Raw genomic sequence first — 16,679 nt, forward strand, 5'->3', positions numbered from 1 at the left:
ATGGCTCAAATCACATTCATTACCGGGGGCGCCCGTTCAGGAAAAAGCAGTTACGCCCAGCAAATGGCTGAAGCACAAAGCCCGAATCCGGTTTATTTGGCCACCGCCCGGGTGTGGGACGAAGATTTTCGGCTTCGTATCGAACGGCACCAAAACGATCGTGGCGCACACTGGATCAACATCGAAGAAGAAAAGCAACTTTCGGCTTGCGCGGTTGAAGGCCAAACCGTTTTGCTCGACTGCATCACCCTGTGGCTGACCAATATTTTTTTCGACAATCAGTTCGAACTGGAACGTTCGCTCGAAGAAGCCAAAGCCGAATGGAACCGCTTTGTGGAAAAGGAAATGAACCTGATTGTGGTGAGCAATGAACTAGGAATGGGCGTTCATCCGGTAGAAGAATCGGCACGTAAATTTGCCGACCTGCAAGGCTGGATGAACCAACACATCGCCCAACAAGCCAGCGAGGTTTTCCTGATGATCTCGGGAATTCCGGTGAAAATTAAGTGATCAGTAGCAGTGATCAGTTGGCAGAAATTTGAACCACATAGGACACATAGAAACAAATAAAATACCCTGAAAGGGTTAAATATCAATAACCCGGGGTAACCGACGAAGGAGTGCCACCCCGGGAAATGAAGAAAAAAGATTTCCGTCCGCGCGATGAAGATTAGAGAGGAGAGAATCATCTTTCGGACGGAAGGGCGAGAACATATTGGGTTATTCACGCCTTCACTTTGAGTGAAACCCTGACTACAACCGACAACTTTGACAACAATTACAACAACAATAACATTTTATCCATCAACCCATGACCCTAGAAGAACAACTCAAACACAAAATCGATTTCAAGACCAAACCGTTGGGTGCGCTTGGATTACTCGAAAGCCTTGCCCTACAGGTTGGCCAGATCCAGAACACGCTGACCCCGGAGTTAAAAAAGCCAACTATTTTAGTCTTTGCTGCCGATCACGGTTTGGCCGACGAAGGCGTGAGCCCTTACCCGAAAGAAGTTACCTGGCAAATGGTGATGAATTTTGTGGCCGGAGGCGCTGCCATCAACGTGTTTTGCCGCCAGAACGGCATCAACCTGAAAGTGGTGGATGCCGGTGTCGATTTCGATTTTCCGGCTGATGCGCCAATTGTCAATGCGAAAGTGGCTCGTGGAAGCCGTAACATGCGCCGTGAACCGGCCATGACTTCCGAAGAATGTTCTCTTGCCGTTCAAAAAGGTTGCGAACTGGTCAAACAGGAAGCCGCGAACGGTTGCAACATCATTGGTTTTGGCGAAATGGGCATCGGAAATACCTCGGCTTCGTCGCTGCTGATGCACCGTTTCCTGAACATCCCGATTGAAGAATGTACCGGTGCCGGAACGGGTTCGCACGGCGAACAGTTGACTCGTAAAATGCAAATCCTGAAAGAAGTATCGGAAAAATACGATCCGAAAACACCCGAAGAGACTTTGGCGACTTTTGGCGGTCTGGAAATCGCGATGATGGTTGGTTCCATGCTCGAAGCCCGTGAACAAGGCATGATTCTGCTGATCGATGGTTTTATTGCAACTGCTGCGGCATTGACAGCTATCCGTATGAATCCTGAAGTACGTGATAATTGCGTATTTTGCCATTCGTCAGACGAGCGCGGGCACAAGCAGATGCTCGAACAGTTGGATGCCCGGCCAATGCTTCATCTCGATTTGCGGTTGGGCGAAGGAACCGGAGCTGCATTGGCATTGCCTTTGGTGCAGGCAGCCGTCAATTTTTTGAACGAAATGTCGAGCTTCGAATCAGCCGGAGTGGCGAATAAAGAGTAAAATACTGAAAATGTCCGTCAGCTAAAGCAGACGGCAAAGGATAACAGTTTTTCAATTAAGGGATTTACTGTTTAAACACAGTCCTATCCTTTGCCGTTCACTTCAGTGAACGGACACATTGTTGCATTTATAAAATAAACCATGCGAAAACAACTGCATATATTTCTGAATGCCATCATGTTTTACACGCGCATTCCGGTGCCAAAAAACCTGCCGTATTCTGACGAAATACTGAACCGCTCAACGCGGTATTTTCCTTTCATCGGCTGGATTGTAGGTGGGATTGGCGCGACAGTTTTTTATGGGTTGCAGTTTGTTCTTCCTCCTGAATTGGCTATTCTGTTGAGTATGCTGGCTACCATTTTTGTCACCGGAGCTTTTCACGAAGATGGCTTTGCCGATTTTTGCGATGGCTTTGGTGGCGGTTACACCCGCGACCGTATCCTCACCATCATGAAAGACAGCCGTATCGGCACTTACGGAAGCGTTGGCCTGATTGGTATGTTGGCCACCAAATTTATGAGCTTGCATGCCATCGATGTCACCCAGATTCCGGTAATTCTTTTAGCCGGACATTCGCTTAGCCGGCTGATGCCCATTCTGGTCATTTATACTTCGGAATATTCGCGCGAGGATGCCACCAGCAAAACCAAGCCGATTGGCAAAAAAGGCAAAGGGTTCGATTTTTTGCTGGCACTGATCTTTGGTACTTTATTGTTGGTTTTCATTCCAATTTTCTATTCGCTGATTATTTTGCCAGCGCTTTTGTTTACCACATTCGTTTTCAGGCGATACATCACCAGCAAACTTGGCGGCTACACCGGCGACTGCCTGGGCGCTTTGCAGCAAATTGCCGAAGTGGAATTTTACATCGGGTTTGTCATCTTTCAAACACTTCAGGCATGAAACTTACTTTGATCCGACACACATCCGTTGATGTGCCCAAAGGCATTTGCTACGGAATAACCGATGTTCCGCTGGCTTCGTCGTTCCCCGAGGAATTGAAAACAGTCAGACAAAAACTGGTTTATAAGAAGTTCGACGTAGTATATTCCAGTCCATTGAAGCGGTGTACCAGTCTTGCTCGCGAAATTATTTCTGATCAGCCAATTCATACCGATAGTCGTTTGACTGAACTCGACTTTGGTGATTGGGAAATGGCGACCTGGAAGTCTATCTACGAATCGGAGGCTGGGAAAGAATGGTTTGCCAATTACGTCAACGCCCGTTGCCCTGGTGGTGAATCGTTTATTGAACTTATTAATCGCGGGGAATCGTTTCTCAACGAGATGAAAAGTAAAAACTTACGAAACGCAGCAATTTTTACCCACGCCGGAATCATTCGCGCGATGATGTGCCTGCTTCAGGATAAAACCCCGGAAGAGGCTTTTGAGACACCGTTGGAATACGGGAAAATGATCACTTTTAATCTTGAACACGAATGAAACAAAAACTTCGTCCAATCATGTTTGTCGGAACCGGTTCCGATGTGGGGAAAAGCATCATCAATGCTGGATTCTGCCGCATTTTTAAGCAGGATGGCTATTCGCCCGCGCCGTTTAAGGCGCAAAACATGTCGCTTAATTCGTTCGCGGGCATCGATGGGCTGGAGCTTGGTCGTGCGCAGGCTGTTCAGGCTGAGGCTTGCGGCATTGAACCGCTGAGCGAGATGAATCCCATTTTGTTGAAGCCAACCAGCAATCAAAATGCACAGGTGGTTTTGAACGGAAAGCCCATGGGAAACCAGTCGGCTAAAGAATATTTCCTGGGAACCGACCGCGATGCCCTTTTTGCCGAAGCAATGAAAGCCTACAAAAAACTGGCTGGTCAATACAATCCGATGGTGATTGAGGGCGCCGGAAGCATTTCGGAAATCAACCTGCGTGAGAAAGACATCGTGAATATGCGGGTTGCGCTGGCGGTGAATGCTGCTGTAATCCTGATAGCCGACATCGACCGGGGAGGTGTTTTTGGAAGTGTTTATGGAACGTTGGAGTTGCTTCCTCCGGAAGAAAGAGCATTGGTAAATGGAATTCTGATCAATAAATTCCGGGGCGATATTGATTTATTTACCGAAGGACGGAAAATGCTGGAGCAACTCACCGGAGTGTCCGTTGTGGGTGTGGTTCCGTATTTCCGGGATATTCATATTGACGATGAAGATTCTGTTGTATTGGATCACAAATCAGGAAAAACCCGAGATGGATTGGTCAATGTGGCGGTGGTTTTACTTCGGCACATGTCGAATTTTACCGATTTTAATGTGCTGGAACGTGTGCCTGAAATCAACTTGTTTTATACGGCCAATCCCGACGAAATCGAAAAAGCGGATGTTGTGATCCTTCCCGGATCTAAAAACACCATAGCCGATTTGGAAATTCTTCGGAAAAGCGGATTGGCAAAGGCGATCCTGAATAGTCAGCAAAAAGGAAATGCGGTTTATGGCATTTGTGGCGGCTACCAGATGATGGGCCGCGAAATTCACGATCCACAGCATGTTGAAGGCGAAATTGATTTTATGCCGGGGCTCGGGCTTTTACCTGTTGTTACTACGCTAACGGGCGAAAAGCGAACAGTGCAAAGCGAATTCACTTTCAGGAATGAAACAGGTTTGTGCAATGGCTACGAAATTCACATGGGACAAACCGAGTTGCTCGATGGTTCGCCGCTGGCAAGCCTGAGCGACGGATCGACGGACGGCTGTTTCCTGAACGGGAAAACCTGGGGGACATACCTGCACGGCATTTTCGATAATTTGCCTGTTATTCAGGCTATCCTGAAAAGCTGCGGAAAAGAAATCCGGCTTCAGGAATTTAACCTTCAGGAATACAAAAACGGGCAGTACGATAAGTTAGCTGATCACATCCGCAAAAGCTGTGATTTGGAATACATTTATGGAGTGATCTCAAATGGTGAATAATAACAAGAGTGAGTGTCCGGTTATTTATCTGTTAAAAAAAACGATATGCAAGGGTCAGAATCCTCATTTTCTTTCGAGGTTGTTTTTTTCGACTAATTTCGCATCCTGTTAGAAACTGAAAACAATGACATGAAAACAATTTATTGGCGGCAAGTGGGAATTGCTCAATTCCTGCTGCTAGTCTTACTTTTAGCGTCGTGCAATCTGATCGAATATCATCCTTATGATTTGAATTCTAAGAACCAGCCATCGAACCTGAATGAAACTTACATTTCCCGGATTGAAGCATTGAGTGACGAAAAAGATACGATTCGGTTTGTTTTTATGGGCGATACTCAGCGCTATTACGATGAAACCAGCGATTTTGTGAATAGCGTAAATAAACGCAGCGATATTGACTTTGTTATTCACGGAGGCGATATTACCGATTTCGGAATGAGCAAAGAGTATCTGTGGATTCATGACATCATGAAAAACCTGAAGGTTCCTTACGTTGCCCTGATTGGAAATCATGACGTTTTGGGCCATGGGAAAGAAGTATATAATAAGATTTATGGCGATTTTAACTTCTCATTCAAATTCAGGAAAACACGTTTTATTTGCCTGAATACAAATGCTCTTGAGTTCGATTATTCAACGCCTGTTCCTGATTTTGATTATATGGCTGGCTTTTTAAACGATACGGCATCAATTGACCGGACTGTGGTTGTGATGCACTCACCACCGTTTGACGATCAGTTCAATAACAATTCGGGATCAATGTTTAACTACCTTCTTGAACATTACAATAACCTGCTGTTTTGCCTCCATGCCCACCGCCATGAGCTTAGTGTAAACGATTATTATAAAAACGGGATACTGTATTATGGATGCGACGACATATCTGGCCGTAATTACCTTTTATTCACTCTCGTTGGAAATTCATATTCTTATCGTGTCGTCAATTTTTAACTGCTGATTCATGAAGTTTTTTTCTTGTATTTTTTTGCTCGTATCTATTCTTTGTATAGCTCAGCTTCACGCCAATCCACCGCACGACGAAAAACTTACGTTGTATAAAAAAAGATGGGATAGGCTGATGCCCAACCAATCAAAGCTACAATTTGCCGGATCGATGGGAATGTTTTCTGGCGGACCCGGGTGGAGTTATGGAAAACGGGATCAATGGGAAACCGATTTGTATCTTGGTTTTATTCCGGAAATTGATGAGATTGAGGGACACATGACCACCACGCTCAAACAAACTTATACCCCTTTCAGATTTCGCTTGAATGAGTTTATCAGCGTGGAACCTGTTACTACTGGCATTTATATCACCAAAATCTTCGGTGAGTATTTTTGGAGTAAATTGCCGGAAAGGTATCCGAAAAATTATTATTTCTGGGCAGTAAATACGCGGTTCAATATTTTTGTTGGGCAATCGTTTGTTTTTAAAATGGGAACTAAAACATTGGGCAAAGAGTTGTCGTTTTTTTACGAGTTTAACACGAATGACCTCTATTTAATAAGCGCTTTTGGAAATAAAACGATTGGATTAAAAGATATTGTTGGGCTTTCTTTTGGGATACGATACCGCGTCTTTTGAGTTGAGTAACGAATTGGTTTCGAAACAGATATTTATAAAACAAAATAAAAATGAATACAGGATTAGTTCACATTTATACAGGAGAAGGAAAAGGTAAAACCACTGCTGCGGTTGGGTTGGCAGTTCGTGCATTAGGTCACGGAATGACTGTTTGCTATGCTCATTTTAATAAGCGGCCTGAGTTGTATGGTTACCACGAAATTCAGAGTTTGCAGAAACTGGGTGCCACAATCCTCGGATTTACCGAAGGACATTGGTCGTTTAACCCAAAAGTTACCCGCGAGAGTAGTCGCGAAGATGTTAAAAACGGACTGATTCAACTGACCGGATTTATCCAGGGGAAAACCCCCGATTTGCTGATCTTAGACGAGATTCTGATTTCGGTGCGCGATGGCATTTTGGCTGAAGACGAATTGCTCGAATTTATTGCGCAAAAGCCAGCCAAGCTCGAACTGGTATTGACTGGTCGGTGCGCCACTGATGGACTGATTGAGGTGGCCGATTACGTGAGCAACATTCAAAAAGTAAAGCATCCGTTCGACCGAAAAATTTACAGCCGCGAAGGAATCGAGTTTTAATTGGGTGACTTAAGTTCTGCAAAATCTATATTGTCGTCTTTCTTTTCACCCCAAACCCCTGAAGGGGCTTTGATCACAAACATCGCAATCGACTGTAGCTGAGACAAGTCCCCTTTAGGGGATTTAGGGGTTGTTAATAAAGCGAACACGACATTGTTTCTTTCTCATTACTTAAATAGACCGGAACAATCAAAAAATGTTGAGATTCTGGCTCAAAGTAGTATCGAATGGTTACGAATGACTAATTTTGACCGATTTTAAACCGAAAATAACAGCGCCGCGTGATTGAAATGCAACAAAAATACCTTCGGTGGGCTTTTTATTTAGCCGGATTATTGATCCTGCTTGTTGCTTCGGTGGTTTTATCGCTGTCGGTTGGCGAAATGAACCTCGGCTTCATGGACATTTTCAGCATTCTTGGGAAAGGACATGAAAGCATGGAATACACAATCCTGAGCCAGATTCGCATACCACGAGTTTTGCTCGGAGTTGCGGTTGGTGGATCGCTCAGCCTTTCAGGAATATTGTTGCAGGGTATTTACCGCAATCCACTGGTTGAACCTTACACGCTGGGCATTTCGGGAGGAGCGTCGCTGGGCGTGGCCTTTGTTATTGTGTTCGGACTGCATCAATTGGTAGGTTCGTTTGTGTTGCCATTGGCCGGTTTTGCTGGTTCTTTCCTGATTATTTTTCTGGTTTACACCATCAGCACCCGCAGTGGTCGCGTCAATATTCAAAGCATGCTGCTTACCGGGGTAATGATCAGTTTTATTGCTTCATCGTCGATGATGCTTTTGATGGCAACAACCAGCTCCGAAAACCTGCACGGTATCATTTTCTGGATCATGGGCTCGCTCGATGAACCCGACATGTCGCTGATATACATTACACTGATCATTTCGGTGGGTGCGCTTATTGTTTCGTATTTGTTTGTACAACCGCTCAATGCGTTACGGCTTGGAGAAGAAAAAGCCAAACATCTCGGAATTAACACCGATTTGTCGATCAAGCTCCTGTTTTTGCTGGCATCGCTGCTTGCCGGAGTCTCGGTAGCTGTTGCCGGGGTCATTGGTTTTGTTGGGTTGATCATTCCTCACCTGATGCGCCTTTTGGTGGGTTCCGATTACCGTATTTTGCTGATCAGTTCCTTTTTGTCGGGCTCTATTTTTTTGGTGCTTTCGGACGTGATTGCCCGCACCATTATATCGCCCAACGAGCTTCCCATCGGTGTGATCACCGGAATCGTTGGTGGAATTGCATTTTTACTGATGATCAGCCGTTCGTCGTACCGTTCACTCAATAAAAGCCGATGAGTAATATCCTGAACATTCAAAACCTGTGTTGCGGGTATCCAAAATTTCAATTGTTGGATATTAACATCGACATTCCCAAGGGTTCATTCGCCGGAATTATCGGGCCAAACGGTTCAGGAAAAACCACGCTTTTCCGCGCCATCACCGGAACGCTTGGCCTGAAATCAGGAAAAATATTGCTTTCGGATAAGAACCTGAAGTCATTTTCATTGCGCGATCGGGCGCAAAACATTGCCATTGTCAGCCAGTTTATCGAAGCAGGCGACATGACAGTAGAAGATTACGTGCTGATGGGACGGATTCCGTATCACAGCCGGTTCAATTTTTTCGAGACTGACGACGATTTTGAGATTGCCCGCAAATACATGGAAATGACTGATACCTGGCGTTTCAAGGATCAACTGATGTCGGAGTTGAGCGGCGGGGAACAGCAGTTGGCCGGGATAGCCCGCGCCCTGACACAGCAGCCACAACTGCTTTTGCTCGACGAACCTACTTCGCACCTCGATATCACACACCAGGTGCATATTCTGAATGTGTTGCAGCAGCTCAATCAGGAAATGGGGCTATCGGTTTTGATGGTCATTCACGACCTGAATTTAGCTTCGGAATATTGCGATTGGCTTATCCTTGTTAATCAAGGGAAAATTCATACTCAGGGCACTCCGGAAGAAGTGCTGACTTTCCAAAACATCGAGGATGTTTATCAAACCGTGGTGGTCACCCAGAACAACCCGCTTTCTGGAAAACCCGCTATTTTTCTGGCATCGCAAAAGGTACTGAAAGAAATTCAGGAGAAATTGGCGAAAAAGTGATTTAGCGTCTTGTGTTTTAATGTCGTAAAGGCTAATTCTTTTGTCAATTTTTCAATAGTTCAAAAATTGTATGTAAAATTTGAAGTATAATTCAAAAATTGTATGTAAAATTTGAATTACATCGAAACTTTATTTGTAGATTTGTTTCTGAATTTAAGTAAAAACTTCCTGAATGATACTGATAAAAAGAGATTTACAGGAAATTATCGAAGGAAACCTGTTTAAGCGGAAAGCGATTATCCTTTTGGGAGCCCGGCAGGTTGGAAAAACTACGCTTTGTAAACAGGTAGCAGATAAACTGGGTTTACCCACCCTTTTCTTGAACTGCGATGAACCAGAACCCCGAAGCCTGTTGACTGACACCAATTTATTGCGATTGAAGCAGTTAATCGGTTCTTCAAAACTAATTATAATTGACGAGGCCCAGCGGGTAAAAAACATAGGATTAACTTTAAAAATTATTATCGACAACATCGCTGAAGTGCAGGTAATTGTTACTGGGTCGTCATCGTTGGATATTGCCAATGAAATAAACGAGCCGCTCACGGGAAGAAAGTATGAATACAATGTTTTTCCTTTTTCTACCAGCGAACTAGTTCAAAACAGTAGTTTTCTTTCCGAACGTCAACTGCTTGAGCAACGTCTTATTTACGGGCAATACCCTGAGGTAGTGAATAATCCGGCCGAAGCCCGGGAAACGCTGATAAACAATCTGAATAGTTATTTGTACAAAGATTTGCTCGCCATCAATGATGTGAGAAAGTCATCACAACTCGAAAAACTTGTCGAGGCGTTGGCCTTACAGATTGGAAGTGAGGTGTCGTACAACGAACTGGCCCAATTACTTCATTCCAATCCGCATACGATTGAGCGGTATATCGATCTGTTGGAGCAAAGCTTTGTGTTGTTCAGGTTACAAGCCTATAGCGGGAATGTGAGAAATGAGATTAAGAAGGGCAGAAAGATTTATTTTTGCGACACAGGCATACGGAATGCAATTATTGGAAACTTTAACAGTTTGAATCTGAGGCAAGACGTTGGTGCTTTGTGGGAGAATTTTTTCATAGCCGAACGAATAAAGTACCACCATTATCGGCGAAATTTTGTTAAGAGTTATTTCTGGAGAAGTTTTCAGCAGCAAGAAATTGATTTTATTGAGGTAGAGAACGCTGAAATTACCACTTTTGAAATGAAATGGAACAAAAATAAAAGGGGAAGTTTGCCGGCAACTTTTGCCAACGCCTATACTGTAAAGAACAGTCATACAGTAACTCCTGAAAATTATACCGATTTTTTATTGGCGTAATTTCATTTGTATTTGCCCCAAAAGCCGTAAATTCACCAAACTTTAAAACTCACCCAATGAATCCTTTGATTGATAATTTTGTGAGCTCAAAACGTATCGCAGTGATTGGTATGTCCCGTTCAGGTAAGAAATTTGGCAACATGGCTGCAAAAGAGTTGAAAACAAAAGGCTATGAAATTTTTCCAATTCACCCCGAAGCCCAGGAGATTGAAGGAATGAACTGTTTCCCTAACCTTAAAAGTTTAAGTGGGAAGGTGGATGGTGTATGGATTTCGATACCGCCCAGGAATGTTTCATCGGTTTTGGAAGAAGCCGCTCTTATTGGCCTGAAAAACATATGGCTGCAACAAGGCGCCTGGTCAAACGAAGTTCAGCAAACGATTGATCAATTGAATCTGTCGGTTGTTTCTAAGAAGTGTATCCTGATGTATGCCCCGCCAGTGAAGTCGGTTCATAAATTTCACCGGACGATAGTTGGTATTTTTGGAAAGTTGTAATTCATCTCTAGCTTCAGGATTAGTGTATGATACTATGATTCCTATAACAAAATTATACAATGGAGTAGAAATGCCCTGGCTTGGTCTTGGTGTTCACCGGGCTGGCTCTGGTTCTGAGGCTGAGACTGCTATCCAATGTGCGCTTCGGGCTGGTTACCGAAGCATTGATACCGCTACATATTACCAAAACGAACGCGCTGTAGGCAAAGCAGTCTTCGAAAGTGGCGTTCGGCGCGAAGATATTTTCCTGACAACTAAAGTCTGGAACACCGATCAGGGATATCATTCGACAATAAACGCTTTTGAGGCTAGTCTCGAAAAGCTACAAACAAGTTATTTGGATTTATATCTGATTCATTGGCCGCAAAGCGAACTCACTTTCGAAACCTGGAAGGCAATGGAAGAGCTATACGAAAAAGGCCAGATCCGTGCTATCGGTGTATGTAATTTTCTCATTCCACATCTAAAGCGGCTCATGGAAAATTCGCGAATAAAGCCAATGGTTAACCAATTTGAATTTCATCCGGAGCTGGTTCAACCCGAATTACTTCAATTTTGCAAAGACAACCAGATTCAGCCCGAAGCCTGGCGACCAATTATGAAAGGTAGGGTGAATGAAATTGAATTCCTTCAGGAATTATCAGATAAATATCAGAAATCGCCAGTTCAAATTGTTTTGAGGTGGGATATTCAGAAAGAAGTGGTGACGATTCCAAAATCAGTTACTCCGGAGCGAATTATAAGCAACGCTGATATTTTTGATTTTGAACTTTCGGCTGATGATATGGCCCGAATCGATAAATTGGATAAAAATGCAAGGCTGGGCGAAGATCCAAACATCCATCATTTTTGATCAGGACTGGATATTTCGTAAAGTTTTCAGTCAAACATTCTATTTATCAATAGATATTACAAAACGATTAATTTTTTAATTAAATTGCAATCTCAGTTTCTTTATTGAACTATAACTGAATGCTACGGAATTTATTTCAATACTTTTACGCGATTTTTAAAATTGGACTGAACGAATGTTGTTTGACAAATGAAAAATAGAACAAACCATTTGTTTTACACAGATTCTATTGATTTGTAAAATCATAAACAAATAACAATTACATGAGTATTTACATTTTCTTTTTAGTAGTACTTTTTATTCTGGCCATATCCGACTTAACTGTTGGGGTTGCCAATGATGCTGTGAATTTTCTGAATTCAGCCATTGGCTCAAAAGTGGCTACACGCCGGGTTATTATGATTGTAGCCAGTGTTGGAATTATGGTTGGGGCACTTTTTGCCAACGGAATGATGGAAGTTGCGCGTAAAGGATTATTCTATCCGCAGTATTACCTGTTTACCGAAATCATTATTATTTATATGGCCGTCATGTTTACTGATGTGCTGTTACTCGATTTCTTTAACACCTTTGGATTACCCACATCAACAACCGTTTCGCTTGTTTTTGGCTTACTTGGAGCTGCCATTGGGATGGCATTTATAAAAGTTGGTGAGGGTGATACGATTATGGTCGATGGGGTTCAGAAGATTGCACAAATAAGCGACTATATCAATTCAACAAAGGCACTTACAATTATATCGAGTATACTTTTGTCAGTAGTTTTTTCATTTGTTTTTGGAGTTGTTATCCAATGGCTTAGCCGATTATTATTTAGTTTCAATATTGAAAAAACTATTAAATATTATGGTGCATTATGGGGCGGGTTGGCTATCTCGGCTATCACATATTTTATCCTGATTAAGGGTGTGAAAGATGCCTCTTTTATGACCGCCGAAATGTATGCTATGATCAAGGAGAATACGCTTGCAATTATAGGATTGAGTTTTGTTTTTTGGGCATTTTTTCTTCAATTGCTGTCCTGGATTCTTAAAGTTAATCCGTTGAAAGTTGTGGTATTGGTTGGCACCTTTGCATTGGCAATGGCTTTCGCTGGAAACGATTTGGTGAATTTTGTGGGCGTTCCACTTGCAGGGCTTGAATCTTTTAAGATATTTTCAGGAAATGGCGGAAACGATCTTCTGATGGGGAAATTACTTGGCGATATAAAAACACCTTCTTATTTTTTGATTATCGCGGGTATCATCATGTTAATCGTTCTTTGGTTTTCGAAAAAAGCGCAAACAGTTATTGAAACTTCCCTGAGCCTGAGTCGCCAGGATGAAGGTACTGAACGATTTGGTTCATCTGCCTTTTCAAGGGTTTTGGTTCGTCGGGTAGTTAATACTGGGACATTTTTCAGTCAGGTAATTCCTCAACCTATCATTAATAAGATTAGTAGCCGTTTCGATACTACTAAGATGGATGAACGATCAAAAAAGGATCCAAATCCTCCGATGTTCGATATGGTGAGAGCTTCGGTAAACATGATGGTTGCATCGATCCTGATTGCTATCGGAACATCCTATAAATTGCCGCTTTCAACCACTTATGTGACATTTATGGTTGCCATGAGTACTTCATTGGTTGATGGAGCGTGGGGTCGCGATAGTGCTGTTTATCGCATTACCGGCGTATTTACTGTTGTTGGAGGCTGGTTTATTACTGGTTTGGCTGCTTTTTCAGTTGCTTTCTTTCTCTCGTTATTTATGGGCTGGGCCCAGGTCTTTGGTGTTGTATCCATTTTGTTTTTTGCTATTCTGGCATTTTACAGAACCCATTTATTGCACAAGAAACGTGAAGAAGAATTTCAGACTAAATCCGAGGATATAGAAGATATTCCTACTGTGAACCAGATGTTTGAAACCAACAACAAAGGGATTGAAAAAAACCTGAATCTGCTAAGTGACATTTTTAGTAAAACGATTAAAGGACTTGTTGATGAAGACCGAAAGGAATTGAAGAAACAACTTAAGATTTCGGTTGAAATGGAACAGAAACTGGTCAATAAAAAAAGTAAGATTCATCAGACAATCAATTCAATGCCCTCTGATTCGATTGAGGCAAGCTATTTTTATATTTTAACGCTTGATTACCTGAAAGAATTAGCACATGCGATCAATTATATGGCCGAGCCTGTTTTTAATCATGTCGACAACAATCACAAACCAATTCTACCCACTCAAGGCGCTGAACTTACACAAATTGCCGTAGAATTATCTGGTTTTACCCAAAAGATGATTGAAAAGCTAAGCATAAATAGCGAAGAAAAACTGGAAGAAATCATTACAGAGCAGCTTAGAATTATTGGGGTAATAAGAGAAGTTCGCAGGAACCTTATTAAATCGATTAAGAAAAACGATGTAAGTACGAAAAACAGCATGCTTATTTTGAATATATTGAGTGGTGCCCGAAACATTCTGAATTACTCAATTAACATGATGAAAATCCAGAGTGACTTTGCGGGTATTATGAAGAATTAACTGGAAGGCTCGTCCTGAAATAGGTAGCATCTGTTGTGTAAAAATACAATTTCAGGACGTGTCATATCCTTTGTAATGCTGACTTCTCCCAAAGTATGAATCAGCAATCTAGCCTGAATATTTTGGTAACTTGAAAATGTCAAATTTAAGGATATGCACACAAAGGCGTATTTAATCCTTTTATTTTTACTTTCTCTGATTATTGGAAATGGTTATGCCCAAAACCAAAATCCATACGGACTTAAAATTATCTCTACGGAAGATGAATATCGGAAGTGTATCAGTCAGGATGATGATCAGGAACTTATTGATATTCAGAAGTTCATTCCTGAAATTGTTTTAGATATCCGATATGCCACGGCTCACAATTTTACGGGTCAAGCCGTTTATCCTTCCGCCAGGGCATTTGCCCGGAAACCGGTTGTGATGCAGCTAAAAGCCATTCAGGAGGAACTGAAAAGCAAAAAACTTGGGTTGAAGATATACGATGCTTATCGCCCATATGCCATCTCCGTTAAATTTTATGATGTGTATCTCGACTCCACTTTTGTGGCCAGCCCGCGCAAAGGCTCAAGGCATAACCGGGGTGCTGCCATCGACCTGACGCTGATTGATCTCCAAACCAGAAATGAACTGGAAATGACCAGTCAGTTTGATGATTTCTCAGATAAAGCTATTCCTGATTATAAAGGAGGGACGGCTATTCAAAATGCCAATCGGAAAATTCTCATTGAAACGATGGCTAAACATGGATTTATTGTTTATTCGTCGGAATGGTGGCATTACGATTTCAACGACTGGCAAAAGTTTGGATTAATGGATCTTTCTTTTGAGCAACTCGATGCTATTCATTAACTTATAACATCAAAGTCTACAAGCTATTCGTTACCGCTCAGGGTAAACCTGCTAATCACATCGTCAACCGAAGAGCGTGCGGAAAGAAACAGGATTGGAGATTTCCGGTCGCTTTCCCTGGTTTGTTGAACCATCTCAAAGCCGTCCATTTGTGGCATATTGGAGTTTATGCAATAGTTAACCTTAACAGGTTCAGTCGGCATTGATGCCTTTACATCCAATCGATCGCTTATTTTTGGACTCTTAAATGATTTTTATGAGCGATAGGATACCGTCATTGGAACTTGCAAAACGAATGGATTCATTTTGCCAAATCATGGATCAGCAGTGTCCCGATTGGGAAATAGCCGTTGTTTTCAGTAAAATTAACCTGTTGTATTTCACGGGCTCAATGCCTGAAGGAATGTTGGTGATTGAGCGTGGAAACGGAGCTACTTTGTGGGCGCGCCGTGGTTATGAACGTACCCTGAACGAATCGGAGTTCCCCGTAGTTAAACCCATGAGCAGCTATCGCGATGCGGCGCAGGTTTATGCTCAACTTCCTGCAGAAATTTACCTCGAAACTGAATTTGTACCATTGGCTATGTTTCAACGTTTCCAGAAACATTTTTCGTTTTCATCGTATAAATCGCTCGATTTCCAGATTGCACAAACGCGTTCGGTAAAAAGTCGGTGGGAGCTGAGTTTTATGGAAAGGGCTGGTGCCATTCATCAGCGTGTTTCCGAAGAACTTGTGCCCGGATTGTTGCGCGAAGGAATGACTGAAGCCGACCTTGCAGGCGAATTGTATCAGGTAATGGTGAGAGAGGGGCATCAGGGTGTAGCGCGTTTCGCGATGTTCGACACCGAAATGATTGTTGCCCAGCTCGGTTTTGGCGAGAGTTCGTTGCATCCAACCAATTTTGATGGCCCTGGTGGAAACCGGGGGCTGAACGCAGCGGTTCCAACTTTGGGTAGCCGTGAGCGAAAATTGCGCAAAGGCGACCTTGTTTTTGTTGATATGGGACTTGGTGTAAATGGATACCATTCCGACAAAACAATGACCTATATGTTTGGGCAAGCGTTGCCTGATGAGGTGATTGCCATCCATCGGCAATGTGTCGATATTCAGCATCGGGTGGCCGAATTGCTTGTCCCGGGCAATGTTCCTGAAACAATATATGAAACGATCACGGCTGGATTATCCCCGGAATTTCAACAGAATTTCATGGGTTTCGGCAATCGTCAGGTTAAGTTTTTGGGTCACGGCATTGGATTGACTGTTGATGAATACCCGGTGTTGGCCAAAGGGTTTATAGAACCATTGCAAGAAAACATGGTTTTTGCTGTCGAACCTAAAAAGGGAATCGAAGGCATCGGGATGGTTGGTATCGAAAACACCTTCATTGTCACTCCCCAAGGTGGCCGTTGCATCACCGGAAGCAATCCCGGGTTGATATTCGTTGAATAGTAAAGTTGCTAAAATCAGGATTAGTAAAGCTCGCAGATCTTTTATCCGGAAAGTTCATATTCAGAAATACATCGGGAATACTACCTCCTGTTGATTTTCTGTCAGACCATCATTAAAGCAGAATGCAGTTTATAATGTGTCGTGTTATATTCCACAAAATCCGAAGAAA

At 42.8% G+C, this 16,679-nt stretch carries 17 protein-coding genes; 16 read left to right on the forward strand and 1 reads right to left on the reverse strand.

The window, feature by feature from the left end; genetic code table 11:
* The 15 genes from cobU to AQPE_RS11635 all read left to right on the forward strand — a co-directional run bounded on the left by cobU (position 1) and on the right by AQPE_RS11635 (position 15,060).
* Positions 1-510, forward strand: coding sequence for a bifunctional adenosylcobinamide kinase/adenosylcobinamide-phosphate guanylyltransferase (cobU, locus tag AQPE_RS11565; protein ID WP_318351218.1), 510 nt, complete (start codon positions 1-3; stop codon positions 508-510).
* Positions 511-811: 301 nt separating this feature from the next.
* Positions 812-1,816, forward strand: a complete 1,005-nt coding sequence (cobT, locus tag AQPE_RS11570) for a nicotinate-nucleotide--dimethylbenzimidazole phosphoribosyltransferase (RefSeq protein ID WP_318351219.1) — start codon at positions 812-814, stop codon at positions 1,814-1,816.
* 141 nt (positions 1,817-1,957) lie between these two features.
* On the forward strand, positions 1,958-2,722 hold the full coding sequence (locus tag AQPE_RS11575) for an adenosylcobinamide-GDP ribazoletransferase (protein ID WP_318351220.1): 765 nt from the start codon (positions 1,958-1,960) through the stop codon (positions 2,720-2,722).
* On the forward strand, positions 2,719-3,261 hold the full coding sequence (gene cobC / locus AQPE_RS11580; protein WP_318351221.1) for an alpha-ribazole phosphatase: 543 nt from the start codon (positions 2,719-2,721) through the stop codon (positions 3,259-3,261). Before AQPE_RS11575 ends, cobC begins: the two co-directional genes overlap by 4 nt.
* On the forward strand, positions 3,258-4,736 hold the full coding sequence (locus AQPE_RS11585; protein ID WP_318351222.1) for a cobyric acid synthase: 1,479 nt from the start codon (positions 3,258-3,260) through the stop codon (positions 4,734-4,736). Before cobC ends, AQPE_RS11585 begins: the two co-directional genes overlap by 4 nt.
* A gap of 129 nt (positions 4,737-4,865) precedes the next feature.
* Entirely contained in the window at positions 4,866-5,687 is an 822-nt protein-coding gene (locus AQPE_RS11590; protein ID WP_318351223.1) for a metallophosphoesterase family protein, read from the forward strand.
* A 10-nt stretch (positions 5,688-5,697) separates the two neighbouring features.
* The gene (locus AQPE_RS11595; protein ID WP_318351224.1) at positions 5,698-6,321 is read left to right on the forward strand and encodes a hypothetical protein; all 624 of its coding nucleotides are present in this window, start codon (positions 5,698-5,700) and stop codon (positions 6,319-6,321) included.
* 50 nt (positions 6,322-6,371) lie between these two features.
* Positions 6,372-6,899: a cob(I)yrinic acid a,c-diamide adenosyltransferase gene (locus AQPE_RS11600; RefSeq protein ID WP_318351225.1), complete on the forward strand. Its 528-nt coding sequence runs from the start codon at positions 6,372-6,374 to the stop codon at positions 6,897-6,899.
* A gap of 290 nt (positions 6,900-7,189) precedes the next feature.
* Positions 7,190-8,212 carry a FecCD family ABC transporter permease gene (locus tag AQPE_RS11605; protein WP_318351322.1) on the forward strand — a complete coding sequence of 341 codons (1,023 nt, stop codon included), beginning with the start codon at positions 7,190-7,192 and terminating at the stop codon, positions 8,210-8,212.
* The gene (locus AQPE_RS11610; protein ID WP_318351226.1) at positions 8,209-9,027 is read left to right on the forward strand and encodes an ABC transporter ATP-binding protein; all 819 of its coding nucleotides are present in this window, start codon (positions 8,209-8,211) and stop codon (positions 9,025-9,027) included. Before AQPE_RS11605 ends, AQPE_RS11610 begins: the two co-directional genes overlap by 4 nt.
* 172 nt (positions 9,028-9,199) lie before the next feature.
* Positions 9,200-10,333 (forward strand): ATP-binding protein, encoded by a 1,134-nt coding sequence (locus tag AQPE_RS11615; protein WP_318351227.1) that lies wholly within the window; start codon positions 9,200-9,202, stop codon positions 10,331-10,333.
* 56 nt (positions 10,334-10,389) lie between these two features.
* A complete protein-coding gene (locus AQPE_RS11620; RefSeq protein WP_318351228.1) occupies positions 10,390-10,830 on the forward strand; it encodes a CoA-binding protein in 441 nt (146 codons plus the stop codon).
* 34 nt (positions 10,831-10,864) lie between these two features.
* Positions 10,865-11,683, forward strand: coding sequence for an aldo/keto reductase (locus AQPE_RS11625; protein WP_318351229.1), 819 nt, complete (start codon positions 10,865-10,867; stop codon positions 11,681-11,683).
* Between the two features lie 263 nt (positions 11,684-11,946).
* Positions 11,947-14,205, forward strand: a complete 2,259-nt coding sequence (locus AQPE_RS11630) for an inorganic phosphate transporter (protein WP_318351230.1) — start codon at positions 11,947-11,949, stop codon at positions 14,203-14,205.
* A 153-nt stretch (positions 14,206-14,358) separates the two neighbouring features.
* Positions 14,359-15,060 (forward strand): M15 family metallopeptidase, encoded by a 702-nt coding sequence (locus tag AQPE_RS11635; protein WP_318351231.1) that lies wholly within the window; start codon positions 14,359-14,361, stop codon positions 15,058-15,060.
* A 23-nt stretch (positions 15,061-15,083) separates the two neighbouring features.
* Here the strand turns inward: AQPE_RS11635 and AQPE_RS11640 are convergent, their stop codons facing one another.
* Entirely contained in the window at positions 15,084-15,281 is a 198-nt protein-coding gene (locus AQPE_RS11640) for a response regulator (RefSeq protein WP_318351232.1), read from the reverse strand.
* Positions 15,282-15,316: 35 nt separating this feature from the next.
* On the opposite strand from AQPE_RS11640, the gene AQPE_RS11645 reads away from it, so the two are divergent.
* Positions 15,317-16,510 (forward strand): M24 family metallopeptidase, encoded by a 1,194-nt coding sequence (locus AQPE_RS11645; RefSeq protein WP_318351233.1) that lies wholly within the window; start codon positions 15,317-15,319, stop codon positions 16,508-16,510.
* The last annotated feature ends 169 nt before the right edge of the window (positions 16,511-16,679 follow it).

This window comes from Aquipluma nitroreducens, from assembly GCF_009689585.1.
In the GTDB taxonomy this organism is placed as follows: domain Bacteria; phylum Bacteroidota; class Bacteroidia; order Bacteroidales; family Prolixibacteraceae; genus Aquipluma; species Aquipluma nitroreducens.

Coding starts and splice junctions, on each gene's coding strand:
- cobU (WP_318351218.1), top strand. CDS start 1: ATGGCTCAAATCACATTCATTACCGGGGGCGCCCGTTCAGGAAAAAGC.
- cobT (WP_318351219.1), top strand. CDS start 812: ATGACCCTAGAAGAACAACTCAAACACAAAATCGATTTCAAGACCAAA.
- AQPE_RS11575 (WP_318351220.1), top strand. CDS start 1,958: ATGCGAAAACAACTGCATATATTTCTGAATGCCATCATGTTTTACACG.
- cobC (WP_318351221.1), top strand. CDS start 2,719: ATGAAACTTACTTTGATCCGACACACATCCGTTGATGTGCCCAAAGGC.
- AQPE_RS11585 (WP_318351222.1), top strand. CDS start 3,258: ATGAAACAAAAACTTCGTCCAATCATGTTTGTCGGAACCGGTTCCGAT.
- AQPE_RS11590 (WP_318351223.1), top strand. CDS start 4,866: ATGAAAACAATTTATTGGCGGCAAGTGGGAATTGCTCAATTCCTGCTG.
- AQPE_RS11595 (WP_318351224.1), top strand. CDS start 5,698: ATGAAGTTTTTTTCTTGTATTTTTTTGCTCGTATCTATTCTTTGTATA.
- AQPE_RS11600 (WP_318351225.1), top strand. CDS start 6,372: ATGAATACAGGATTAGTTCACATTTATACAGGAGAAGGAAAAGGTAAA.
- AQPE_RS11605 (WP_318351322.1), top strand. CDS start 7,190: ATGCAACAAAAATACCTTCGGTGGGCTTTTTATTTAGCCGGATTATTG.
- AQPE_RS11610 (WP_318351226.1), top strand. CDS start 8,209: ATGAGTAATATCCTGAACATTCAAAACCTGTGTTGCGGGTATCCAAAA.
- AQPE_RS11615 (WP_318351227.1), top strand. CDS start 9,200: ATGATACTGATAAAAAGAGATTTACAGGAAATTATCGAAGGAAACCTG.
- AQPE_RS11620 (WP_318351228.1), top strand. CDS start 10,390: ATGAATCCTTTGATTGATAATTTTGTGAGCTCAAAACGTATCGCAGTG.
- AQPE_RS11625 (WP_318351229.1), top strand. CDS start 10,865: ATGATTCCTATAACAAAATTATACAATGGAGTAGAAATGCCCTGGCTT.
- AQPE_RS11630 (WP_318351230.1), top strand. CDS start 11,947: ATGAGTATTTACATTTTCTTTTTAGTAGTACTTTTTATTCTGGCCATA.
- AQPE_RS11635 (WP_318351231.1), top strand. CDS start 14,359: ATGCACACAAAGGCGTATTTAATCCTTTTATTTTTACTTTCTCTGATT.
- AQPE_RS11645 (WP_318351233.1), top strand. CDS start 15,317: ATGAGCGATAGGATACCGTCATTGGAACTTGCAAAACGAATGGATTCA.